Annotated in this window: 19 protein-coding genes and 1 pseudogene; 2 read left to right on the forward strand and 18 right to left on the reverse strand. The window is 40.1% G+C overall.

Annotation, left to right across the window (positions count from 1 at the left end; genetic code table 11):
* Positions 1 to 29 precede the first annotated feature (29 nt).
* From WMO43_RS09425 to WMO43_RS09445, 5 genes are all read right to left on the reverse strand, one after another.
* A complete protein-coding gene (locus WMO43_RS09425; protein WP_177962537.1) occupies positions 30 to 197 on the reverse strand; it encodes a hypothetical protein in 168 nt (55 codons plus the stop codon).
* A gap of 51 nt (positions 198 to 248) precedes the next feature.
* Complete coding sequence (locus tag WMO43_RS09430) at positions 249 to 1955, reverse strand: ABC-ATPase domain-containing protein (protein ID WP_177962538.1); 1707 nt, start codon at positions 1953 to 1955, stop codon at positions 249 to 251.
* Between the two features lie 29 nt (positions 1956 to 1984).
* A complete protein-coding gene (locus tag WMO43_RS09435; protein WP_353530989.1) occupies positions 1985 to 3730 on the reverse strand; it encodes an O-antigen ligase family protein in 1746 nt (581 codons plus the stop codon).
* Between the two features lie 60 nt (positions 3731 to 3790).
* A complete protein-coding gene (locus tag WMO43_RS09440; protein WP_353530990.1) occupies positions 3791 to 4831 on the reverse strand; it encodes a hypothetical protein in 1041 nt (346 codons plus the stop codon).
* A 99-nt stretch (positions 4832 to 4930) separates the two neighbouring features.
* Positions 4931 to 5302, reverse strand: a complete 372-nt coding sequence (locus WMO43_RS09445) for a DUF6483 family protein (protein ID WP_353530991.1) — start codon at positions 5300 to 5302, stop codon at positions 4931 to 4933.
* Between the two features lie 420 nt (positions 5303 to 5722).
* Between WMO43_RS09445 and WMO43_RS09450 the strand changes: the two genes are divergently transcribed.
* Entirely contained in the window at positions 5723 to 5941 is a 219-nt protein-coding gene (locus tag WMO43_RS09450) for a DUF6061 family protein (RefSeq protein ID WP_353531081.1), read from the forward strand.
* Positions 5942 to 6066: 125 nt separating this feature from the next.
* On the opposite strand, the gene WMO43_RS09455 is transcribed toward WMO43_RS09450, so the two are convergent.
* The 6 genes from WMO43_RS09455 to WMO43_RS09480 all read right to left on the reverse strand — a co-directional run bounded on the left by WMO43_RS09455 (position 6067) and on the right by WMO43_RS09480 (position 11414).
* Positions 6067 to 6588, reverse strand: coding sequence for a hypothetical protein (locus WMO43_RS09455; protein ID WP_353530992.1), 522 nt, complete (start codon positions 6586 to 6588; stop codon positions 6067 to 6069).
* A 74-nt stretch (positions 6589 to 6662) separates the two neighbouring features.
* Positions 6663 to 9014, reverse strand: a complete 2352-nt coding sequence (locus WMO43_RS09460; RefSeq protein ID WP_353530993.1) for a S8 family peptidase — start codon at positions 9012 to 9014, stop codon at positions 6663 to 6665.
* A 3-nt stretch (positions 9015 to 9017) separates the two neighbouring features.
* Complete coding sequence (locus WMO43_RS09465; protein ID WP_353530994.1) at positions 9018 to 10118, reverse strand: AAA family ATPase; 1101 nt, start codon at positions 10116 to 10118, stop codon at positions 9018 to 9020.
* Positions 10119 to 10290: 172 nt separating this feature from the next.
* Positions 10291 to 10482 carry a hypothetical protein gene (locus tag WMO43_RS09470; RefSeq protein ID WP_353530995.1) on the reverse strand — a complete coding sequence of 64 codons (192 nt, stop codon included), beginning with the start codon at positions 10480 to 10482 and terminating at the stop codon, positions 10291 to 10293.
* A 43-nt stretch (positions 10483 to 10525) separates the two neighbouring features.
* Positions 10526 to 10798 carry a hypothetical protein gene (locus tag WMO43_RS09475; protein ID WP_353530996.1) on the reverse strand — a complete coding sequence of 91 codons (273 nt, stop codon included), beginning with the start codon at positions 10796 to 10798 and terminating at the stop codon, positions 10526 to 10528.
* A gap of 205 nt (positions 10799 to 11003) precedes the next feature.
* The gene (locus WMO43_RS09480; protein WP_353530997.1) at positions 11004 to 11414 is read right to left on the reverse strand and encodes a hypothetical protein; all 411 of its coding nucleotides are present in this window, start codon (positions 11412 to 11414) and stop codon (positions 11004 to 11006) included.
* A 70-nt stretch (positions 11415 to 11484) separates the two neighbouring features.
* Between WMO43_RS09480 and WMO43_RS09485 the strand changes: the two are divergent.
* Positions 11485 to 12000, forward strand: a pseudogene (locus tag WMO43_RS09485) (tyrosine-type recombinase/integrase); the annotation flags it as partial.
* 68 nt (positions 12001 to 12068) lie between these two features.
* On the opposite strand, the gene tuf reads toward WMO43_RS09485, so the two are convergent.
* From tuf to WMO43_RS09520, 7 genes are all read right to left on the reverse strand, one after another.
* The gene (tuf, locus tag WMO43_RS09490; RefSeq protein ID WP_353530998.1) at positions 12069 to 13256 is read right to left on the reverse strand and encodes an elongation factor Tu; all 1188 of its coding nucleotides are present in this window, start codon (positions 13254 to 13256) and stop codon (positions 12069 to 12071) included.
* Between the two features lie 99 nt (positions 13257 to 13355).
* The gene (fusA, locus tag WMO43_RS09495; protein ID WP_177963630.1) at positions 13356 to 15473 is read right to left on the reverse strand and encodes an elongation factor G; all 2118 of its coding nucleotides are present in this window, start codon (positions 15471 to 15473) and stop codon (positions 13356 to 13358) included.
* Between the two features lie 76 nt (positions 15474 to 15549).
* Positions 15550 to 16020: a 30S ribosomal protein S7 gene (gene rpsG / locus WMO43_RS09500; RefSeq protein ID WP_353530999.1), complete on the reverse strand. Its 471-nt coding sequence runs from the start codon at positions 16018 to 16020 to the stop codon at positions 15550 to 15552.
* 177 nt (positions 16021 to 16197) lie between these two features.
* On the reverse strand, positions 16198 to 16620 hold the full coding sequence (gene rpsL, locus WMO43_RS09505; RefSeq protein WP_177963632.1) for a 30S ribosomal protein S12: 423 nt from the start codon (positions 16618 to 16620) through the stop codon (positions 16198 to 16200).
* 248 nt (positions 16621 to 16868) lie between these two features.
* Entirely contained in the window at positions 16869 to 18200 is a 1332-nt protein-coding gene (locus WMO43_RS09510; protein ID WP_177963633.1) for a leucine-rich repeat domain-containing protein, read from the reverse strand.
* A 30-nt stretch (positions 18201 to 18230) separates the two neighbouring features.
* Positions 18231 to 19322 (reverse strand): class B sortase, encoded by a 1092-nt coding sequence (locus WMO43_RS09515; protein WP_353531000.1) that lies wholly within the window; start codon positions 19320 to 19322, stop codon positions 18231 to 18233.
* A 6-nt stretch (positions 19323 to 19328) separates the two neighbouring features.
* Complete coding sequence (locus tag WMO43_RS09520; protein WP_353531001.1) at positions 19329 to 25850, reverse strand: fibronectin type III domain-containing protein; 6522 nt, start codon at positions 25848 to 25850, stop codon at positions 19329 to 19331.
* Positions 25851 to 26058: the final 208 nt, after the last annotated feature.

Consider the following 26058-nt stretch of genomic DNA (forward strand, 5'->3'; position numbering starts at 1 on the left):
GCATTATAACACATTTTTCTAACTATGCCTTACCAGCCGCATATTTTTTCGACGGTCGGTACCATAGCAGTGCAATAAACATCAGCACTGCCGTAATGGACAAACTGAGCGGATACGCCATCATAATTGTGGAAAACGTTCTGCTTTTCGGAAATACCGTGTATATCCAGCTTTTGTGCTTTTACTTTTGGTTTCAAAATTTCTTCACCTGAATTCCTAATATAATCTTACCTATGTTCATATGATTCTTATTCGATCTTTAACAATCCTCTACAGCGGTTTAGCACCGCATAGATTTCCTGTTTTCTCGGAAGTGCAAGATTTCCCGGTATACCTCCCGTGCAAAATGCTGCAAATTCTTTTTTCTGCATAGCTGTATACAGTTCCTCCACTGCTTCCTGCAGCGTGCGTTTTCCGTCAAACATATGCAGCTTCATATATTTTAAGATCTGCACTAACGCTTCTAACTGTTCATGGTCTGTAAGTTGTTCGACCAGACGCAGATCCACCTCTTCACGATTAACGGAAACTGCTTCTTTTCCCAATGCCTTCATTTTGATGCGATTCTCTTTTTGAAAAGCAACGTCCCGCTTCACAATCCGTTCAAACGATGGCAGCTTTGCCTCTGCAATATGCTCTAATACCAATGGAAACTGCTCTGCCTCTTTTTTTGCAAAATCCGTAATTTCCACCGGAAGATATTGTTTCATCTGAATCACCGTATCTGCCTTGTGAAAATAGGAGCCGGAACTTCCGGCGACTAAAATCGTGGAAATCCCCTCTCTTTCATAGAGTTCGCTTACACGGTCAATAAATGGGATGATCGGCTCTTCTTCCCGATTGACCACTCGTTGCATCAGTTCATCCCGGATCATAAAATTCGTAGCGCTGGTGTCTTCATCGATCAAAAACAGGGTTGAGCCCGCCTCCATTGCTTCTACTGTATTTGCCGCCTGAGAGGTGCTTCCACTGGCATCCTCCGTATAAAATTCCGTTGTATTTTTTCCATTCGGAAGATTCTTAATAAACATGGAAATATCTGCTTTTTGAATACTCCGTCCATCTTCTGCACGCAGTTTGACTGCACTGTCGTCCGTGATCACATACTCCCGTCCATCCCCGGCAATATGGTTATATACCCCTGACTCCAATGCCTTTAACAGTGTGGACTTTCCATGATATCCACCCCCGACGATCAGAGTAATTCCTTTTTTGATCCCCATTCCTTTGATAGTTCTATGATGTGGCAGTTCCATCGTCACTTCCATGGATTTTGGCGACACAAAAGAAACGGCATCCTTCATCGGCTGCATGGAAACTCCGGATTTTCTCGGAAGAACCGCTCCATTGGCTACAAATGCCACCAGACCTCTTTTTTTCAGTTCTTCCCGGATATAATTCTGATCTATGGCTAGATCTACCACCTGCTCTAACTCTTCTTTCCGGTATGATCTTTGATACATTGTCTTTTTGATGCATGCCGGCAGGAAATCGAATAAAATCTTTTCTAATTCTCTCGCATTGATGGTTCTTCCGTTTGCCGGAAATCCGATCTCCATCCGTACCACCAGATCTCCGTTTTTCGGCTGAATGACACATGCACTGCGATTTAAGATTTCCTGTCCCGGCCGGGTAACAGAGATCAGTCCACTCTTCCCGGAACCCTTTGCCTTAAAGGAATATTCCCTGATATTTGTCGCAATTTTTCGTAACAGATGATCCTGCAGTGCAATCCGTTTAAAGGTTGTGTCATACAAACAGGCATCAAATCCCGCCTGTTTTCCGCTGATGTGAACACTGACCTTGGAAGGAGATGCAAACGGATCTCCCTGCACAAGGTCAATGGACAACACATACGTTCCAAACTGATACTGCCCTTTTGCATCTTTGTATGCCGGATAACCTTTATGGTCGATCCTGTTTAACAGATTGCGTAATTCTTCCGAAGTCTTCATGCTGATATCCCCTTATTTGATTCTTGGTTTTATTTTTCTACCTCATATGCTGACCCTAGTGCGATTCCGGCAAAAATCCAGAACACCGGTGTTGTATACAGTGTACTGTCATTAAACAGACTGCCTGCCATATAACAGATACATCCCAGATAACACCCCAGTCCCAGTCGTGTCTTTATATCTGACAACTCACGTTTGTAATAAAACGTTCCACATTTTTTTAACAGGAGTACATAAAATGCTATCATTGCCACAAGTGCTAAGAATCCATTCTGTACCCACTGCATCAGGTAGTCATTATGCGGTTTCTCAATCACCCGTGCCGGATTGTTAGCATAAATTGCCTTTCCAACATAGTCGTTCTGTGGAAATACTTCTGCAAATGTATCCGGTCCGCTTCCTGCAACGATATATTTTTTTAAGATCGGCAGGGTTCTACTCCAAATATAAATTCGTCCCGAACCTAAATATTCTTTGCCGCCCGCATCGACTTTTGGAATGTCGGTAAGCTGTGTCTCTTTTCCGTTCTCTGTCCGGTAATAATACCCCTTGCTGTTTTTTCCAAACGTAAATGTCTGGTTGCAGAGATATACGTCTATGTATTTTTCTTCGTCATACTCTGCTATTGCCATTTTCGCAGAATATTCCACTTTTTTGATGTCGGTTTCTCTGCCTTTTTTATCGTAAATTTTCGCTTTTTTATCCTCTAAGGTGATGAGATATTCCTTTCCATCATAGCAAAGCTCCACTCCGTCTTTGGATGTGATCATGCGCTCTAACTTCGTCTTTGGTGTATCTTCCTTCCATCTGGACAGATAGTGAAAATCATTGATTTTGTCAATTCCTACAAATACTACCGCTAAAATAAGGATTCCCGGCAAAATATATTTCATCAGTTTCCCGATCTTCTCCTTAGAAAGGATACATCCTACGACTAATGCCACAAGCAATGCAAAAAATGTGGAGCGGGAGTAGGTAAACCAGATCAGGATCAGACATCCTGCACACAATATCCCGTAGAAAATCTTCTTCTTTTTCTCTTTTTCACTGCTGCACATCACTGCAAAAACCGGTGCGAACATGGTCAGAAATACACCTGCATAGTTCGGATTATACAGACTTAAGAACACGTTGTTTCCGCTAAAAATAGTCTCTAACGTGCCGCCATACTCTGCAAACTGTTCTTTGGACATCACCAACCGCTGCATCCATGCAAAATCCAACAGATCTTTTTTGGCTATCTGAAATATTCCAAGCACCGCCATGACTATGAATACTGCTACGATCCCATACCAGATGGTTTTATAGTCTTTTTCCTGCTCCATTACCTGATAGGCATACAGACAAAATACCAGATATCCCAACAGAACCAGTACGCCCTGGAACTGATAAAAATTTCCGGTAAATGACGCTCCCATATTTACGGATAACAGGGTCGAAAGCAGTATCATTCCCGCATACACTGCCAACGAGATAAATATTTTCATTTTTTTTCTGTTTTCCGGAAACAGTCCGATCCGAAATGCCAGTACCGCCGCCGTAAAAATTGCAACTACTTCAAAAAAATAACAACGGTAATAACTGTACAGATCCATAATCACATCCTCATCCGAATACCACGGATATTTTGCATATCCGCAGGAATAGAGTGCCAGTCTTACAATAAACGGCATAATACAAAGGATCAGTAACATTGGTATCAGTAAATCGTTAAATCCCTGTTGTTTTTCTTTGTGTTTGGTTTGTTTCTTTTTTGTTCCTGTCTTTTTACTCATCTTCTTTTCCACGCCTGTATATAGAAAAAAGGCTGTTTACACAGCCCCTTTTCTTATATTTTATTTTGCTGTAAATGTCTTTCCCTGTGCCCAGCCTTTGTCATTGACCATGTAATATACCTGATATTTTGTATTTGATTTCAGCTTGAGGTAATCCATTCTTACGCTGATCTGATTGCTGCCCTGTTTTGCATATGCTGTACCACGATAGTAATGTCCTGTCTTTGTATCTTTGACATATACATTAAACACTGCTTTTTTATCATTCTGAAGATAGGTGTCATTGATATAGATATACTTAATTGCAAATACCTGTGTATCATTTAGTTTTTTATTTGTTTTGATCGTAAGTGTTTCACGGTTTTTCTTTGCAGTCACACTTGTAATCTTAAAGTTCTTACTTGCTTTTGTTCCAACCGGATTATTGTTATAGGCATACTCACTGAGTTTTGAACTGATCTTTGCTGCCTTTATCATTTCCGGTGCAACTAAACGATGAGCACTTCCGGTCTGTACGGAGTAATAAGAAACAAATCCTGTCTGACTGATATATTCCCTTGTGACAGCCCAACGAGCATTCTGGCATGTCATAACTGCCTGTGCTAATTTATAACGGTTCTTTGATGTAATACCATTACCATATACTTTTGCAACATTCTTTGCTTTTGAACGCAGACTGCTATATTTATTTGATTTCAGACCGTTTTTCTTTACTGCTGTGATCGTTGTACTAACAGGAATTCCTTTGTACTTTGTAGTAATGACTGCCTTACCGGTCTTCTTTACGGTAATATCACCCTTAGAGCTGACCGTGATCACATTTTTATTACTGCTCTTATAGGATACTCCACTAGAGAGGTCTGAGAGATATCCGCCCTTGATCTCTTTATTATTCTTATACTGAGAATACTGGAACAAATCTCCCATGTTGAAAGTCATGCCCTGCTCTACCTGTATGTCTGTGTAATATCCATAGACATTCGTACTTGTGCCACTTGCAGCTTCTGCCTCTAATTTATTCACCGGAAGTGCACTGATAACTGTCGGTGCTGCCAGTAATAAACATAAGCAGATTGCCAGTCTTGTTTTCCATTGCTTCATTTTCTTTCCTGCTTACGTTTTATTTATTTTATCTTAGCACTTTTTTTCTGGCTCTGCAAGAAGATAGGCCGGGATTCCTGCCTCGTTTCTGCACCCGGTTTACATCAGCAATCCGGTCATGCCTTCATAGCCATACATTTTCAAAACACTGACCAGACCACTCTTTATTTCCTCTCTTGAATAATCGGCTTTTTCCAAAAATTCTTCTGTATAATCATTCAAGTGGTCATAAAACCCAAGTGCTGCCTTCAAATCTTCTACCTGCCCGTTCTCTAACTGCTCATACAACAGATTTTCCGCTTCATTTATTTTGCCCGCATCCGCCAACTTCAGCAACCGTCCATAGAGGTCTGATGTTTCCTTTAACTCCTGCTCTATGTCTACGGTCTTTTCATCAATATTAAAAATCAGTTTCATAATTGTGCGTACCATTTCATGAATGAGACGCATAAGGTAGTCTTGTTTTACCATGGTTGTCCTCCTGTGTAGTAAGGTTTCTTTTACGTCTGTTCTATCTACGAAATTAAATGATTTCAAATCTCCACAATAATTTTTTTATAAATTTCGGAAGAAAGTAACCATTCTTTTTATGATAACACCGTTTTGATACCGAAGAGCTTTTTATTTTGATTTATTATAACATACTTTTACAATGTAAAAAAGGCTCCCGAGAAAACTCGCGGAAGCCTTGATTTTATTGCATATATCTATAATCAGTTATGATTACTCGATGATTGTAGCAACACGACTGTTAATATCACGAATTGTATTATTTGGAATATTCCTAGTAATATTTTATTTTATATAATGATACGTTTTGTGATTATTGTATCTATTTCAAAAGTTTTTCAACTCTAAAATAAGCCCATGGGCTTTTTACCTCCAATTCAAATGAAAGGACTAATAACACTAAAATTGATACACGCAGAATACAACCCGACGCATAACAGCATCGACATTAACCACTATAACGGCTACATCCTACGGATCGACTGTAATCAGGCTGAATCTGGGATAGGGACTACGCCTAATTCTCAGCGATACTTTAACGCACTGGCAATTGATAATCCGCTGGGATATGCCCGGCTTGCTCTTGATGGTGAGATATAGGCATGGGTGGATGCGTAGGATAGTTTGGAAGTGTTTTAATTAACTTTCTTATAAAGGGATGAGTTTATCAGTCATCCCTTTATGAAAATTCAACATCCTATGCATATATACATATATATTATCACTTATTTTATCATATTCATAACATCATTGTATTCTATTTTCCACTTGTGCGTCTTATCTCTGTGACACACACAATATGTTCCCTTCTCCGACAACACCACTTTTAATTTTCCATTACATGTACCTCCGCAAATAGGGCACTTCTTTGGGATTACTTTATATATCTCGTTTCTTTTTAATACATATTTTGCTGATGACCTGTCACGTAACAACTCAAATATTGTTCTCAGCAACCAGGCAACCACTATAAATATGACTCCCACAATTGCTATGTAAATATGCAACTTATATGTAGATATCATATTACACAAACCATCTGCCTTTAATTCTTGTAATCCAATTGCTATTGTAATAATATCAGCAATCATCCCAAGAATTGCTGCAATAACAGCCCAAGAAAGTTTTCCAACCTTTTGAACAGATGCAATACAATCCTCCGTCTTGTAATGCACATAATTTGAACCATAAAAATTATTTTCTTGAAAATACTGATTTCCGTTATTCTGTATCGTATTATTATTCATAATTTCTCCTCGTCGTACAAAACTATTATTCTAACTGTGCAAAGCATATAGTATTGATTTGCACAGTCCTAAAGTTACAGCGGAATATTAACATCTGTAGCAACTCTTATATTTGAGTGCCAGAAGTTATACTCATCTAACTTTTGCGTCACCTCATCATATACATGTTCTTTTTGATTTGGATCTCTGATTGTTAAAATCAAACAAAACTCTTGAGTCAATGCAAATGACTCTATCTGTGCCATTCTCTCAATATGATCTCTATATACACCCTGTAAAAATAAAAACCATTTTTTATCTGGTGACAGATACTCAATTTTCTTTTTTTCCGTTAACTCCGACAAATCCACTGCATATTTCTTTACAGGATAGTATTTATCTGCATACTGAATTAGTAAACGTTCTTTTAATGCAAATTCACTACTCTTTTCTTTCATTTTGTTTTTGCTATACACCGTACCCAACAATAAATTCTGCGAACCTTTTCTCCCAACTGGATTAAGTATATGACGCTTTGAAGTATCCCTCTCTTCTTTTGTATCATACGAACCAAACTTAACATCAATATTAGATTGACAATATTCTATTCCCTGTGATGGATCCAAAACCGGATCATACACCAATGTTGCTATAATCTGTCCCGTATAATATCCATCCTTAAGCAAACATTGTGGCATAGGGAAATCCATTATATCAATTTTATCGCCCTTGGCCAAACTATCTCTTAATATCAATGTTGCTTCATAAGGTGAATTATATATAATATCTGGCACATTTTTAGGTATTCCGAATCCAACCTGTTTCGCTCTCTCTGTAACAGGTACTGTCATTTCTTTTGGATATGATGCCGAGTGTGTGATAAGTGCCTTTATTAATAACGGGTCAAATTCTTCGCTTAATTCCTGCTGTATTCCTGCAGCCAATGCCGTTACTCTCGGTGTTGAAAAACTTGTTCCGACCCCAGTAGCCATTTTCCCATCTTTCGAGAATGATTTCACTCCAGTAGTAACTGTTTCCCCGCTTGGAGTCACACCTGCATTTCCACCATAATGAGAAACTTCTGGTTTAATTATATATTCCGGTCCTGGACCCACCCTTGAAAAAGGTGATGGATCATTATATTCCGCATAATCATATTGCCCTTTATCGTGTGCAACAGAACCTACTACCAAAGAACGAACAGAGTCAGCACCTTCATGAATTCTTCCCTTCGGATAATTGTTTTCAAAATTCCTGCAATTTCCAGCAGATTTACAAATAAGAACATTGTATTTATCTTGTATAGAATCTAAAGCAATTGCAAAATCAGAAAATTTAGTGTCTACAACTGGACGTGTGATACTAACCGACAAATTCCACACTTTTACCTTTTCGTGATAAAGTGCAACTGCTTCTTTAATATTTGCGATAAGTTCATCCTCGTCCAAGCCCTCTTTTGTGGTATCTGGAAATATTGCAGCATCAAAAAGTTTTATACCCTTGTGCCCGACCCAATTCTTCCCTTCACATTCATCACCATATAAAGCAACTCCTGCAACAAACGTTCCATGTGTAGGGTTTATACTATCATTGGGATATGGAGACCATCTATCCATCTCCATCCAAGGTTTTAAATTAGGAATAGATGCTATACCATTATCTAGTATGCCAATAGTCAAATAATTTTTACCATTCTCTGGAATTTTAACAGGAACCTCTTGGTCGTCATCTACAAAATCCAATGATACAGTATATTTTGGCATTGGCTCCACTGAAAAAAGTGCATTAAAAATTTCTTCTTTCTTCAATTGCTCTAACATGTCAGTATTAACCATTTTCATATTATACACATAGAATTGTTCTGAATAAGTGGTTTTCTTGTATTCAATCTTATTACGTTCCAAAGTATGCTCAAACATTCTACGCATAGCTAAATTCTGTTCAAAATCCTGATAATCCACCAATTTGACTTTGTAATTACAGACTTCATCAGTTGCCATTACGCTTGGTTCAAATTCTGCAAATCCCTCTATACAGGAAATAGCATAATCATTTTTCTCATACGCTCTTAGCTTTCCTGAAATTTGTCGAAGCTCATCCACCGAATCCAAACAAACAATAAGCTCATTTACATCTGCCACACCTATTACGCTACTATTATCCTTCACTTGAAAAAAATTGGTTATATCCTTACGTTTTGATTTCGCTGTAGCATCTTCTTGTATTTTAGCAATAAAAGAAAATGGTACCGGTGATGCACTCTGTTTTCTTTCAATCATTATTGTTTCTATATCACTCAACGAAGCTTGGAGAATTTCTGCCCTTTTCACCAAAGCATCCCCTTCCAAAACCCATTTAGGTTTTTCAGAGTTTCCATTCCCCTCTATTCGCAGTTCATCAATCTCTCTCGGTGCAAAAAATTTAATTGGCAATTTATCTGTATCCATATGCTATTCCTCCTTAATTTCCTTGGATATGCTTTGAATTTTTCTAAGCGGTATATCCATACCTTCATTGATTTCCCTGTGTGTTGCTCCATATTTTAATAAGAATCGTATAAACTGGTCTTCATTTTCAATATTATGATATTGATGAAAGTATATCTCTTTTAGTACATCACAACTATTCAATACAGCCTTTCTTTTTATTATAGCTTCTTTGATTGCATTATTTATAGTTGTTTTTACATCTGAATGGCTAAATCCTTTAAGAGCCAACTCTAACTGTTCCATTCTTTTCGCATTATCTACTATGCTATTATGATAGTTCGACAAATACAATTCCAACAATCTACCCACCTCTTCTGTCTGTGGCTTTTCCAATGTAATCACTTTAGAAAACCGCCTCCATATAGCAGGATCTAATAACTCATGATGATTTGTAGCTGCAATTAAAATACTATCACTACTTAACTCGTCAATATTTTGAATAAGACTATTAACTACACGTTTTAACTCACCTAATTCATTCTTATCATCTCTTAATTTAGCAATAACATCAAATTCATCCAGAAATAAGATGCATTCTCTCTTTGATACATAATCAAAAATTTTACGTATATTTTTAGCAGTACTTCCTAGCAAGGAAGAAATTAATCCATCAAGTCTTGCCGTCACCAAAGGCAATCCTGTTATTGTCGAAATATATTGAGCAACCGTGGTCTTTCCACATCCAGGCGGTCCATATAATAGCAAAGAATTAGAGACCTCGATACCTGCTTTAAGTAAATTATCCCTATTCTCGTAAAAATCAATAAATGCTTGTATTTCATCCTCAACATATTTACTTAAAATAATAGTTTCTTTCTTTATTTGCGGTGTTGTAATTCGAACTATCTCCATTCTACTTTCTGTATCAACTGGCTTGGTAGCAAAACTATCCAATGACGTCAATCCTTTTCTTCGATTCTCAACTATCCCTCTAATCTTTTTCGAAAGAGATACTTCACCCTCCTTCTCTAAATTGTTCGCAAGTACATTTGCATAATTCTGAACTTTTTCCTTATCTCCTTGTAATCCACCTTCAATAATCTTAACTATCTCTGTATACATGTTTTCACCTTTCCTTTTCGCTCTCATTATATCTATTTTTGTTATCAAAGTCAATGTTATTGTTATTGTACTGTTTATTTTTGTTATCAATTTTATTATTTTTGTTCGTATTTCTTTTTATGCAAGGTTGTCACGCAAAAAGGAACCGGCCTTAAACCGGTTCCTTGCAAATCTATATTCGTTTTCTCCCAGTAAAAATAGTTCCAACGAGCTTCTCATTTACTTGTATAGATAATTTTTCCGTTACATTGATGACTTTGCGATGATTATAAAGAAACTCTCGAAGTTCATCTTCTTCAAAGTTAATTGGCAGTCCGCTCATAATGGAATAATTAGATTTTCCTGTTTCTTTGTCATATTCCACATTTGCTTCCTTTATACTTGGCGAATGAATCGAAACATTAACATCATGCAAACATACCTGTATTGACCCCTCCTTTCAAAGCAATTCCTTCGCGTACAGCGACTGTATATATTGTCTTATACTCATTCAAAAACGTTTTATAATCGGTACTCATCTTATAGTCTCTGTTTTTTAAGATGAATTGCGACCCAAGAAGCAAATGCTGATCATTAACAGACAGGTATTTCATGAATTCCTTGTCATCTTCAAAGTCATCAGACCTATTCTTTATTTCAAAAGCTTTTCTATTTAACAAAAATCTTTCAATACCATACAAAAACATTCCATCCATATGAAAGTGAAACCCATCTGTACTCCTTTGTCCTATCGACTCCGTGCAATCCGATAAATTCAGCAAATTTATTTTTAATACACCATTCTTATCATCATTTTCTACTAAAATAGGAGCAATCTTCTCTCTAATCTTTTAAATGATATCCCTTTGTATTGTTTTACAGATTTCCTCTTCTTACATATTAGCCTCATAGTTTGCTTGTGACTCTCTTGCTAATCTGACATATCTTTCTTTTTTGCTTTTTCTTAACCATTTTTTCAAGTCTATCATACATCAGATTAACCTCAACTTCTATCTGTACATCCGACTTATTTTCCGTATAAATCATTCTAAAAAGATTACTAAATATTTTCTTCGTCGTTTTCTCGTTCCCATCGGAGACATACCAAAACGCTTTCATATCATCAATATTTCTTTCCAGTAATTCTGGCAAATAAAATTCATGAGAGATAAACAAAATGAGAAAGATATAAAAATCTGATACTACATATTCAATAATCATTGATTTAACAGATTCATTTTCTAGAAACAACTCATATCTATCTATTATCCGTTTTGGATAATTCCTTGCTTTGACACCGAAAGACTTTGATTTCAAGAAGAACACCCTCGACATCAGCAAAACTCTTCAGCGGATTAAATAGCAGGATGCAGTTACATCATCCAAAACAACGAAGAGCATCCGGAACATTATCATACCGGACTTTGTAATGAACAAAGTCAAAGACTATATTTCAAAGCTTTATGATTTGAAATATACGGACAGAGTCTTCCCCTTCACAAAATCTTATATCAATAATACGATGGAAAGGGCTTGCAAGAAAAGCGGAGTGAAAAGGACTTGTATCCACGACATCCGCCACTCCCACGCCAGCTATCTTATTAACTTAGGCTGTACACCACTGCTCATATCAGAACGATTAGGACACGAAAAGGTACAGACTACCTTAAGCACCTACTCCCACCTGTATTCCAACAAGCATCAGGAAGTAGTGGATATGATGCAAAACCAGCACCTGAAAGATATGGTACCATCCGATGTAACTGCCCCAGCAGACTCATCAAAAAAACCCAAAACACAGGACACAAGGTTCAAAGTCGTAAGTCCAAAGGATAAAATGAGCCCACAGCAAGTCCACGAAGATGACTTAAGCCCATGCGTCGGCTTCAACCGACGCACGTAAAAAGGCTCAACCCCTTGTAAACAAAGGGCTGAGCCAATAAAATCATTTAATACTCAAACAGTATTTAATTACTCGATGATAGAAGCAACACGTCCTGAACCTACTGTTCTACCACCTTCACGGATAGCGAATGTAAGACCCTGCTCCATAGCGATTGGGTGGATCAGTTCGATTGTCATTTCTACGTTATCTCCAGGCATGCACATTTCTGTACCAGCTGGTAACTCGATAACACCTGTTACGTCTGTTGTTCTGAAGTAGAACTGTGGACGATAGTTGTTGAAGAAAGGTGTATGACGACCACCCTCATCTTTTGTTAAAACGTAAACCTGAGCTGTGAATTTTGTATGGCATGTTACTGTACCTGGTTTTGCAAGAACCTGTCCTCTTTCGATTTCAGTTCTCTGGATACCACGAAGTAATGCACCGATGTTATCACCAGCCTGAGCCTCGTCTAATAATTTACGGAACATTTCGATTCCTGTTACAACAGTCTTCTTAACTTCCTCTTTGATACCAACGATTTCAACTTCCTCATTTACATGAAGAACTCCACGCTCTACTCTACCAGTAGCAACAGTACCACGTCCTGTGATTGTGAAGATATCCTCGATTGGCATTAAGAATGGCTGATCTGTAGCACGCTGTGGATCTGGGATGAACTCATCAACTGTGTCCATTAACTCCATGATCTTGTCGCCCCACTCGCCGTTTGGATCTTCAAGAGCTTTTAATGCAGAACCTTTGATGATTGGGCAATCATGGAAATCATACTCCTCTAACTGCTCTGTTACTTCCATCTCTACTAACTCGATTAACTCTTCGTCATCTACCATATCGCATTTGTTTAAGAAAACAACGATGTAAGGTACACCTACCTGACGGGATAATAAGATGTGCTCTTTTGTCTGAGCCATAACACCGTCAGTTGCAGCTACTACTAAGATAGCTCCGTCCATCTGTGCAGCACCAGTGATCATGTTCTTTACATAGTCAGCATGGCCTGGGCAGTCAACGTGTGCATAGTGACGTCTCTCTGTCTCGTACTCAACGTGAGCTGTAGAGATTGTGATACCTCTTTCTCTTTCTTCCGGAGCTTTATCGATGTTCTCGAAATCTGTAGCTTCGTTTCCGGCAACTCTTGCAGCAAGTACTTTTGTGATAGCTGCTGTTAAAGTTGTTTTACCATGGTCTACATGACCGATGGTACCAATATTACAATGTGGTTTCGTTCTTTCAAATTTAGCTTTAGCCATTTTGAATATCCTCCTTAATTTGATGCCCTTCGGGCTATTGTTTTTATTTTTAACTCACCTGATTCTGATTATATAAAATAGAACAGGTTTTTTCAAGGTTTATTTGCCTTTTTCAGAAATAATTTTCTCCTGAATATTCTTTGGTACCTGCTCGTATTTCTCGAAGAACATAGAGTAGTTACCACGTCCCTGTGTTTTGGAACGTAAGTCTGTGGAGTAACCGAACATTTCTGCTAAAGGTACATATCCGCGAACGATTTTTCCGCCGCCAAGATCATCCATACCTTCGATACGTCCACGACGTGAGTTGATATCACCGATAACATCACCCATGTATTCTTCCGGCATAGTTACCTCAACCTTCATGATAGGCTCAAGTAAGACAGGGTTTGCTTTCTGCATAGCTTCCTTGAATGCCATAGATCCGGCAATATGGAATGCCATTTCGGATGAATCGACTTCATGGTAAGAACCATCATATACTGTTGCATGAACACCAACTACCGGGAATCCTGCTAAAATACCAGCCTGTGTTGCTTCTTCGATACCTTCGCCGACTGCCGGAATATACTCTTTCGGGATTGCACCACCGACAACAGTAGAATCGAATTTGAATAATTCTTCTCCGTTGGCATCCATTGGCTCGAATTTAACTTTACAGTGACCGTACTGTCCACGACCACCGGACTGTTTTGCATATTTGTATTCCTGATCAACCGGTTTTGTAAAGGTTTCTTTGTAAGCAACCTGTGGTGCACCTACATTTGCCTCTACGTTAAACTCACGAAGAAGTCTGTCTACGATGATCTCTAAGTGAAGCTCACCCATACCAGCGATGATCGTCTGTCCTGTTTCTGTATTTGTATGAGCACGGAATGTCGGGTCTTCCTCTGCAAGTTTTGCAAGAGCCTCACCCATTTTTCCCTGTCCGGCTTTTGTCTTAGGCTCGATAGCAAGCTCGATAACCGGTTCCGGGAATTCCATGGACTCTAAGATAACCGGAGCTTTTTCATCACAGATGGTATCACCTGTGGTTGTCAGCTTAAATCCTACTGCTGCTGCAATATCACCGGAGTAAACTTTGTCAAGCTCTTCTCTCTTGTTTGCATGCATCTGTAAGATACGTCCAACACGCTCTTTTTTACCTTTTGTTGCATTCAGTACATAAGAACCGGAGTTCAATGTTCCGGAGTAAACACGGAAGAATGCTAATTTTCCTACGAATGGGTCTGTCATGATCTTGAATGCAAGAGCTGAGAACGGCTCATCATCAGATGAATGTCTCTCAATCTCGTTACCTTCTAAATCTACACCCTTGATTGCAGGGATGTCGGTTGGAGCCGGCATATACTCTAAGATCGCATCCAGTAATTTCTGAACACCCTTGTTTCTGTAAGCAGAACCACAGCAAACAGGGATTGCTAAACATTCACAGGTTGCTTTTCTTAAAGCTTTTTTCATTGCTTCTACAGAAGGCTCTTCACCCTCTAAATATTCCATCATTAAGTCATCATCTAACTCGCAGACTTTTTCTACTAACTCTGTGTGGTAAAGCTCTGCATCTTCCTTCATGTCATCCGGGATGTCCACGATGGAGATATCCTCACCTTTGTCATCGTTGTAGATGTATGCTTTCATCTCAAATAAGTCGATGATTCCCTGGAATTCATCTTCTTTTCCGATTGGAAGCTGAAGACAGATTGCATTCTTTCCTAAACGGGTTTTGATCTGCTCTACAGCACCATAGAAATCTGCACCTAAAATGTCCATCTTGTTGATGAATGCCATTCTCGGTACATTGTAAGTGTCAGCCTGACGCCATACGTTCTCAGACTGTGGCTCAACACCGCCCTTTGCACAGAACACACCGACAGCTCCATCTAATACACGCAGGGAACGCTCAACTTCAACAGTGAAGTCAACGTGTCCAGGAGTATCAATGATGTTGATACGATGCTCTAATGCACCAGCCTTTGGTTTGCAGTTTTCCTGCTCTGTCCAGTGGCATGTTGTAGCGGCTGAAGTGATTGTGATACCTCTTTCCTGTTCCTGCTCCATCCAGTCCATGGTTGCAGTTCCTTCATGAGTATCACCAATTTTATAGTTAACACCGGTATAGTATAAAATACGCTCTGTTAATGTCGTTTTACCGGCATCGATATGAGCCATAATACCAATGTTTCTGGTTCTCTCTAATGGATATTCTCTTCCAGCCAAGGGATTTTCCTCCTTAATTTCCTCTACACTAAGTTCCTCTTCGACTTCGTCTTGGATTCACTAAGCTGCTTTTAAACTAGAATCTGTAATGTGCAAAAGCTTTGTTTGCCTCTGCCATTTTGTGCATATCTTCTTTTTTCTTTACAGATGCGCCTGTATTGTTTGCTGCATCCATAATCTCATTTGCCAGTCTCTCCTGCATTGTTTTCTCGCCTCTGTTGCGGGAATACAGGGTCAGCCAACGAAGTGCTAATGCCTGACGTCTGTCCGGTCTTACTTCGATTGGTACCTGGTATGTTGCACCACCGATACGTCTTGCCTTTACCTCTAATACAGGCATAACGTTGTTCATTGCTTCCTCGAATACTTCAAGGGCAGGTCTCTCGGTCTTTTCTGCAACTCTTTCAAATGCTCCGTATACAATCTTCTGTGCGATACCTTTTTTACCATCTAACATGATGTTGTTGATAAGCTTAGTAACCACTTTGTTGTTGTACAGCGGATCTGCTAAAACGTCTCTTTTTTGAGTATGTCCTTTACGTGGCACGGTACTTCCCTCCTTAATCATCTTTTTTTGATTTCGATTAATTCAACGGTACTCACATGTGTCGTTCTCTGTGTTCGTGCGGGAAAAGTTCTCATACGAATTTATCCGTAATAGGTGAACTTACATTCCAACACTTTTACCAAGTTCTGTTTGTGATACATTGTTGATGGCTAAGTCTTATTTCTTAGCGTCTTTTGGCTTCTTAGCGCCATATTTGGAACGAGCCTGTTTTCTGTTTGCTACACCTGCTGTATCCAGTGTACCACGGATGATATGGTATCTTGTACCCGGTAAGTCTTTTACTCTTCCTCCGCGGATTAAAACAACGCTATGCTCCTGTAAGTTGTGACCTTCACCCGGAATGTAGCTTGTTACTTCGATTCCGTTAGAAAGACGAACTCTGGCAATTTTTCTAAGAGCTGAGTTAGGTTTTTTAGGAGTTGCAGTCTTAACTGCTGTGCAGACACCTCTCTTCTGCGGTGAAGCAGAATCTGTAGGTTTTTTCTTTAAAGAGTTAAAACCTTTCTGGAGAGCTGGTGCTGTAGACTTCTTTACAGATGTCTGACGTCCTTTTCTTACTAACTGGTTAAATGTTGGCATGTTTTTCACCTCCTGTAGTTTAATTTCAATTTATGCATTCGTATGCACGCTAAATAATTATATAAGCAGAATGGCGGATTGTCAAGATTTTTTCTTTCAAAATGCGTTTCAGGGGCATGAAAGCTCGCATAAATCCGAAAAGAGGCAGCTCTCATCTAATGAGATTCTGCCTCTTCTTTCTATATAATATACCCAATAAAATTCTTTTGCATTGTTCTATGAAGAACCTCTGTGAAAAATGAACAAGTTTATGCAGTCTGCTCTTCTTCTTTTCTGCTGCTGATGATCAGATATACGCCGACAAAGAATACTGCCATACAGAGAATTACTTTTGCGTTTGTCTCCGGACCTGTCTTTGGTGTGGAGTCTAATACATGTTCCTTTGCCGTAAACTTACTTGCTGATCTTACACCACCTGCTGCAAGGTTTCTTCCCGTTACACTGCCGGATGTGCTGGTCACACTTGTTCCACTGCCCTGTGTATTATTAGAGGATGCATTCGTTGTACCATTGTCAGCCGGAGTTGCCGGATCATCTGTAGTTCCCGGATCGCTCGGTGTCGGACCATCACTCGGTTCCGGATCTTCCTTTACACCAGGATCATCTGTTCCATTCGGGTCTGCCGGGCTTTCCGGTGAATCCAGTAACTCATATGTATAGTTATTGTTTACTGCAAATTCCTCTCCTGCACTGTTAGAATAGGTATAGATCATCTGTGGTGTCCAGGATGACTGTGAACCGATATCCGTAACACTGGATGGAATGGTAATGGTCTGTACGCCGCTGTTTGAAAAAGCATTCTGCTCGATCACGGTTACACTTGCCGGAAGTGTTACCTCTGTAATTCCGTAGCAGCCATTTAATGCTGCATAAGACAATGTGGATGTCTTATCCGATATTTTTACACTGTACTTTCCTTCCGGGCAGTACAATAATTTTGTCTGTGTCTTATTATAGATACATCCGTCATAAGAAGAATAGGTAGCGTTTCCGCCATCTACTTCTACGCTGCTTAAATTGCTGCAGCCTGCAAATGCGGTATCGGAAATCGTATCTACCGCTGCCGGAATGGTCACACTCCCCAATAAAGTACAATTTTCAAACGCACTTGATCCAATACTTGTGACCGTACCCGGAATGGTCACGGATGATAAACTTGCACAGCCATAAAATGCCATGTCCGGGATCACTCCCACGTTTGCGGAAAATGTCAGATCGGACAGACTGCTGCAGCCTGCAAATACACTGTTTCCAATGTTCACTACACTGGCCGGTACCACTGCACGGTACAGATTGGTACAACCGGAAAATGCTCCCGAACCAATGCTGATCACGGAACCCGGTATCGTTACACTTGTAAGGGATGTATTGCCGCTGAATACATTATCACTGATCCCTGTAACGGTATCCGGTATCGTAATGTCACCGCCGCTTCCGGTATATGCTGTCAGCTCGCCGTTTTCAATGATAAATCCTGCACTCTCTTCTTCTGCTGTTGTAGAAAATGCCGGATAGATCATGACCGCAAGCATAGCTACTACCAGAAAAATTCCCACTCTTCTCTTTGTCTTTCTTTTCATGTTCATCGCCCTGCCTTCATCCTTGAAATTTTATTGTTCTATTTTTTTTGCTACTATATATAATCTTCCGTTCTCCACATACTGATTGCAAGTGGATAATGTCAGAAGTTTATCTCCATATTTGATCGGCTCTTTGTCCGCTAATACCGCACTCTTTTCCACATTTTTCTTGAATACATTAAATTCCTTTTTACTTTCTGCATTTAAAAAATCGTAGTATCGGAACACATCATCGTCCTGATATTCTACTTTTCCAAGACATACGGCTGTTACAATATAAGTTCCTTTTTCATAGATCGTGTCAAACTGTATCGTCTTATGCGACTGCCAGTATTCTTCGTCCAGATATTTTTTTAAAGAACCAAACATGGCACTGCTCTTCATATTATGTCCGTATATGATTATATTTGTACTGCGGTGGACAATGTCATTTCTGCTGTCTATAAACAGCGTACCGTTTTTGTCCTCTTCGCCGCTAAACGTATGGTCCAGATAGTAATCGGTATCGTTCTTCGGCTTCATCACCGGATAATCTACAATGCTGTCCGGTATTGTCAGCCAGCCTGCAAACTCCGGATTTTCCTGATATATTGCCTGATATTCCGGCAGAATGTCCGGCAGTTCTTCCTGTTTACCCTCTGCATTTTCCTGCTTTTTAGAAATGTCACCCTTTTTTTCAAGTGTGGTTGTCGGTGCATTCACGGAAGTCTGCTTTAAATCCTGCAAATGTTGTATTTCTTTTTTCCCTTTATAATTACTATATTCTATTCCGAAGTAAATTGCAAAACAAATTACTGCGGCTATGACACAGATGATTCCTCCGTATTTCCGAAGTCTGTCTGTCGTCTCTTTTTTGTCCTCGATCTTTTTCTCTGCATCTAACTGCTGCTGGGACTGCGTCGCAACCCGCTCCACAATATCTGCAAAAAATGCTTCTCCTATCGGACTTTTAAAAACCAGTTTTTCCTGCTTCATCCAATCGTACAGATGTAATAGTACATCCATATCATCCATGTCGACATTGTCGACGATGTAACGTATCGTATTTACATCGTCGAGTCCGTCGCTATATTCCTCATATGTCTGAAAAACGTATGCACCAATCTTGTACTCTCTGTTCATAAATCTTTACTTCACTTTTATTTTCTTTGCAGAGGAGTAACTTCCATAGGTCTTTACACCCTTGCTGCTCTTAAATGCACGCACTTTGTAGTAGTAGGTCTTGTTACTCTTTAATTTTTTGTTCACATATGTGACTGTCGAGCGTTTATTGATGGTCTTTACTAAGGTATATTTGCCGTTTTTAGATGTACTGCGGTATACCTCATATCCTGATGCAGAAGCAAGTCCCTTCCACTTTACTTTTACCTGTTTTGCCTTTGGCGAAGTAACTGTTACCTTCGGCGTTGCCGGTGTCGTCTTAGCGATCACCACACTGGTAAATTTACCATATACTGTTCCCGTACTATTCTTTACATATGCTCTTACTTTATATTTGTAAGAAGTTGACGGCGCCAGTTTTTTATTGGTATATGTGGTCTTTTTCGTTGTTGCTATCTTCTTGTATTTTCCATCGCTCTGCTTGCGGTAGATCTCATATCCGGTTGCTTTTCCGCTAAAACTCCATACCAGTTTCACGCTGTTTGCTTTACTGGATTCCATACGCAGACCGGTCGGCTGCAATACGTTGATGTTAAAGTAACGGATGACTGTTCCCGAGTAGTTGCCTGCTCCGGAAATGATCACCTGACCAACACCTGCATTTTTATTGTTCTTGTACTGAAGCGTATAGTCTGTTCCGCGTGACAATGTCCGTGTTCCGTTCTTGATGGTTACAGTCGGTGTCTTTTCCGTACCATCATAATCAAATCCGGATACAGAAGAATAAGTACAGTTTGCCAGATTTTTCTTTACGATCTTGAAACTTCTGCTCACACTTCCCGTATATTTTCCAATTCCGGTAATTGTGATCTTTACAGTTCCCACATTCGTATTCTGGCTGTAAGTCAGGATATAATCTGTGCCTGCTGTCATTGCCTGACCACTGTAAGAAACCTGTGTGATCGGTGCGATCGCACTTCCCTGATAAGTATACTCATCAGCGATCGAATTGGTTTCTACCTTATTTCCACCGTTTGCTGCAAGGTCATATGCAATGTTGAAGGTTCCGGTGATCGTTCCTTTGTAAACTCCTGTTCCTGTAATTGTTACGGTTGCAGTTCCTACTTCAATGTTATTGTTCCAATCAATGTTGTAATCCGTTCCCTGTATCAGCTTGGAACCTCCAAAAGTTACGGTTGCCGCAGGTTTTACCGTTGTTCCGGTATATGCCTGTGGTGCAATGGTTTCAATACGTCCGTTGGACTCCAGATTTCCGATGATCTTGAAGTCTTTTGTGACCTGTCCGCCATAGTTTCCGATACCTTTGATGACCACGGTTGCAGTTCCCGGTTTTACGGTATTTGTTCCCGCTTCACACTGATAATCTACACCTTTTTTCAGTACTGTGGTTCCATAAGTTACTGTTACATCCGGTACTACGTTACTTCCGGTATAATCCTGATTATCGATGGCAGCTACCTGGATATCTGCTGAATCTAAGGACTTCGGCGTGATCTGATAGGTTGTTGTTCTTGTGTTCTTAAAGTTGTTAATTCCGGTTACTGTGATCGTTACCGTTCCACTGTCCGTATGGTTTTCACTGTACTCCAATGTGTAGTCCACGCCTTTTACTAATGTTGTTGCGCCAAACGTAATGACCGGTTCCGGTTCCTTTGGATTTTTATCATACTCCTGATCGTCTATTGACTCAATGATGATGTTCTCATCTACAATGTCGCGTGGTACGATCTGGAAGGTCTTCTGATAGCTGTTATAATAGGTATCTTTGATCGCATCATAGTAACCTGTATAGTTGCCACAGAATGTAATAACTGCTGTAGCTGTACCTGCATTTGTATTAGACTGGTAAGCTATTGTATAATCTCTTCCTTCCTCTAACTGTACCTCAGCATCATTGATGGTATCAAATATTCCAATACCCGGTGTGATCTCTGCTCCGGTATAGGTCTGCTCCGCAATCTCTTCCATACGGCTTCCCTCTACCATGGCAGCATCTGCTCCCGAACCAGTAAACAGGCTCTTCGGAATGATCTTATAGGTCAGTTCTATCTCCTCACCGTAGTTTCCGATTCCGGTGATCCGGACTGTATTTGTTCCGGCATTCACTGTTTCTTCATATACTACGGTATAATCGATTCCTTCTACTAACGGTTCTGTACCTTTCAATGTATCTCTGATAACAACTTCCGGTTTATGCTCTTTTCCATCATATACATAGGATGGGAATGCTTCTACCGTAAGTTCTCCGCTCTCATAAGTTCTCTTTATGGATCTTGGAACGATCTTAAAGATCGGATCATCTACCGTGAATGTTCTGGTGCCGATATAGTTTCCGGTTCCCTCGATGGTTCCGTAAACCGGTCCTACATCCCGGTTCGTATCTACCTGGATCGGATTGCCTTCTTCATCTGTATCTGCTACCTGATAGCTTACCTGATAATCCGTTCCTTCTACTAAATCATGACCATTATATTTCAGCGGCAGTACCGGTGTTAACAATTCTCCCGTGTACTCTACTTCTAAAATCTCTGTCAGACCAACATCGTATACACTGTCTGTCTTATCATTGATGTTCTTCGGCAGAATCACAAACTCTGTTGTAAGGGTTCCGGTATAGTTGCCTTTTCCTTCAATGGTCAGCTCTGCTTTCTGTATATCTGATGTTACATCAATGTTGTTTGTACCCGTTACATTGTAATCATCTTCTCCGAGCACTGCATTTTCGTTAGATTTATCATCCGGAGCAGATGCATCATAAGCATATTCAAATACTTTCAGTTCTTCCGGTATGATGGCATCCCCTGTGTATGTCTGATCTGAGATCGGTTCAATGGCAAATCGGTAATCCTCGGCATCTTCATTGAGGTTTCTCTGCTGAATCGTATAGCTCAGATCAAAACTTCCACTGTAGTTTCCTTTTCCGGTAACTCTGATCTTATAGTTACCTGCATCTTTACATTCATCTACTTCTGTATAAGTACCTGCTGAACTTCCGGTTGTCACTTCTTTCAGATAGGTAATGGTCATGTCTTTATCTGACAATGTTTCGATTCCATCCGCTGTGACTGTTACCTCAGGATCCTGCACTTCCCGATTATAAACGGTTGTGTTACCTCCTGTGATACTTGCATGGATATCATCTGCGATACTTCCATCACTCTTTATTAATGACTTCGGAATGATCCGATATACAATGGTTCTTGTTCCGGTATAATTGCCTTTTGCTTCTAACGTGATCGTAACTGTTCCGGCATTGATACATTCGCTGTCTTCTTCATCCGGATCGTCTCCGGTGTTCTTCCATGATGTAACCGTATAATCTGCACTGGTTAAGTTCAATGGTGTTGAATTGTATCTGTTATAAACTGCCGTGATCTGGTCTGCTGTCAGTTTGTGTGGCTGTCCATCGTACACGATGTCTGCCATCTGTGTTACTTCAATATCACTGTCTTCAATGCTCTTTTGTGCGATATATCTGGTCACTTCTCTGGTTCCCTGATAGTTACCGACACCTTCTACCGTAATGGTAATGGTTCCTGCATTGATACAGTCACTGTTGGTATTGCTCGGGTCATTGTCTCCTGAATCCACATATTTTGTCAGGTTGTAATCGGTTCCTAACTCCAATGCCTGTCGGAAATAGATGGTCAGATTGTTGATCTTATGCCTTTCTCCATCATAAACCGGTGTGTTGATCGCATCTGCTACTAAGATATCTTCCGAATCAATATATTTTGGAATAACAGTAAAGTTCAGAGTCAATGTACCTTTGTACAATCCTCTTCCCTCTAATGTAACAGAAGCTCCATTCTCTGCGCCCGCATTGATATTGCCACTATAGCCTGTGACTACATAATCACTGCTTGAAAGTTCATTGGAGATCTGGTTTGCCAGATCATCATAAGTCAGCTTCATGGTCGGGCGGATCTGCTGTCCACCGTCATACTCAAATTCTGTCTCTTCCTGGCCGTCGAGCATGGTCTTTCCTGTTACCTTGCTGAAATCATATTTGATGTCAAAACTCTCCTGGATCATTCCGGTGTAGTTACCTTTTCCGGTAATGTACACATTTGCGGTTCCTGCATTTGTGTTGTTTCCATATGTAATGACATAATCTGTGATCTCTGTCAGTTCTGCTGCATTTCTAAGAACTTTGATTCCGCTGACGGTGATCGGAGAACCTGTATAAAGTTCTTCTAAACCATCCAAGCCCTGTACTTCAATATCTGATGCTGCCTTTCCTACCGCATCGGCTATCGGACGCGGTGCAATTGTATAGGTGATCTCTTTCGTTCCTGTATAGTTACTTCCTGATTTTGCTACGATCTTTAAGCGTTTGCCTTCACCTGCTTTGATATATTCATCGGCTGCAGCATCTTTAACTTCTTCAATCTCGTAATCAATTCCTTCGCTCAGTGTTACATCACCGTTCTTAACGGTTACTTCCGGTTTCACAGTACTTCCCGTATATACCGGTGAAGTTGCTGTATAGGTAATGTCACTTGCTGTCAAAGGTTTCGGTGTAACCTTATAGGCACAGGTAGTTTCTCCTGCATACTCGCCCATTCCATAAATAGTTATCGTCTTGTCACCGGCATTAACCGTATCCTGATTATAGCTTACGGTATAATCAACGTTTGCCTTCAAGGTCTTGCCTGAAGTGGTCTTGATCGTAGGTGCCGGCTCAATGTCTTTTCCGGTATAGAGATACTCTGCTTTTACATCACTTGCCAAGGTGTCGGCAATATCATAACAGATCCAGAAATCTTTGGATGTGATTCCTTCATATACACTGTCTGCCGTGGCTGTAATTCTGACTACTCCGGTCATTCCTTTTGCCGCATTGGTCAGTGCTTTTCCGCTCTCATCCACATACTCTATGGTATAATCTGTTCCACGGCGGAGGGTTACATTATTATAAGTAACGGTTACTGCCGGATTTGGTGCTGTTCCTAATTTTGTCCAGTTGTCAATGTCACTGATCGTCACATTGTCCATCGGGACTTTTACGATATTGTATTCTGCGGATATTTCATCCTTGTAATTTCCTTTTCCGTAAACGGTAACTTTTGCTTTGCTGCTATCCGTACTTACGGTTGTATTATTGTAGTATTGAACCGTATAATCTGTTCCAAGTTTCAGTTCTTCGCCTTCCCGCTGTACTGTGATGGTCGGCTTTACCTGTTCATTTTTACCAAGGTAATACTGATCCGGTATCGCCTGGATCATAAACTCACTCGCATACTGTGAGTCACTCATGCTTCTTGCCGAAATGGTAAATGTTTTCTCACAGGTTCCGGTGTAGTTGCCTTTTCCTTTTACAACGACGCTTGCTTCTCCTGCATTGGTATTGTCTTTGTATTCAATACTGTAATCGGTTCCAAGACGCAGGGTCTTTTCTGTTCCCTTATCATCTGTCAGCTTTACGGTTGCTCCCGGTTTTTTCGGATTTCCGTCATATACATAACTGTCGGTATCAAGCGTAATGGATGCCGAAGCGATATCACTGCTGGAAATCGTAAATACCTTATTTACTTTTCCTTTGAAATTTCCTGTTCCGGTGATGGTGATCGCCGCACTTGAAGATGCTGCAATGTTGTTAGAATATGTAATCTTATAGTCCCTATCTTTTACCATCAGCTCGCCATTATACATCAGTGTTACTTCCGGGGTAACGGCTGAACCCGTATAACTCTGTACGGAATCATAGCTGATGCTGACATCCGTATCTGCTACATTCTTTTTGTCGATCGTAAAGTCAAAAATTCTCGTGCCTGTGTAGTTATTTTTTCCGGTCAGGGTCATTCTTGCACTGACTCCTGCCTCTACACGCTGAGCCGCATCTTTATCAAATGTGATCGTATAATCCACATCACTGTAAAGTACGGTAGATTTGTCTTTTAATGTAACAACCGGTGTAACCGGCTTTCCTGTATATACAACGTTTGTCAGAACGGTTGGACTTGCTGTAATGGAGGAATCATTCAGATTCTTTGTCTTAATTGTAAAATTCTTTGTCAGGCTTCCCGTATAATTGGTAAGACCTACGATTGTCAGGCTTGCGGTTCCTGCATTGACATGATCTGCATAGGTCAGAAGGAAATCTGTATTCTGTGTCAGTCTGACACCGTTACATACTACGGTAACGGTTGGTTTTTTCTCTGTTCCATCATATGTATAAGTAGACGTACTCAGAACGATCGCTGTATTTGCGTCTGTCAGCTCTGTGACTCCATCCGGTGCACCCAGTACCGGGACTTCCTGTTCCTCTACTAATGGCGCTATATATGTTGAAACAGACTGCTCCTCTTCCTGGTTTACAGCCTCTGTCTGCACTTCACTTTTCTGTGCATCCTCTGTTGTTTCATCCGTTATTTCCGGTTGTTCAGTCTTCTCTGCCTCAACCTTTTCTTCTGTTGCTGTCTGTTCCTGTGCATGAACCGTAAATGCAGTTAAATCTACCGATGTACCTGCCATGCATGCACATAAGAATAACGCAGCTGCTTTTTTCCAAACGTCCTTGTACATATATCGACCATCCTTCCTAGTATCCGTTCTAAAAACGCACTTATCCTGTAAATACATTTTCTCAAGGTAATTATATGCTATTTTTCGCTTTTTTTCAAGCGATTTTCTACGCTAAAGCGAATGCCGCTTTTTGTATATATTATATCGGCATTACGGGTCTTTTTACTTTATAGGTTTTACAAAGTATTTTTCAAAATATTGCATGAGC

Origin of the sequence: Maccoyibacter intestinihominis, from assembly GCF_040096355.1 — a bacterium.
Classification (GTDB): Bacteria; Bacillota; Clostridia; order Lachnospirales; family Lachnospiraceae; genus Maccoyibacter; species Maccoyibacter intestinihominis.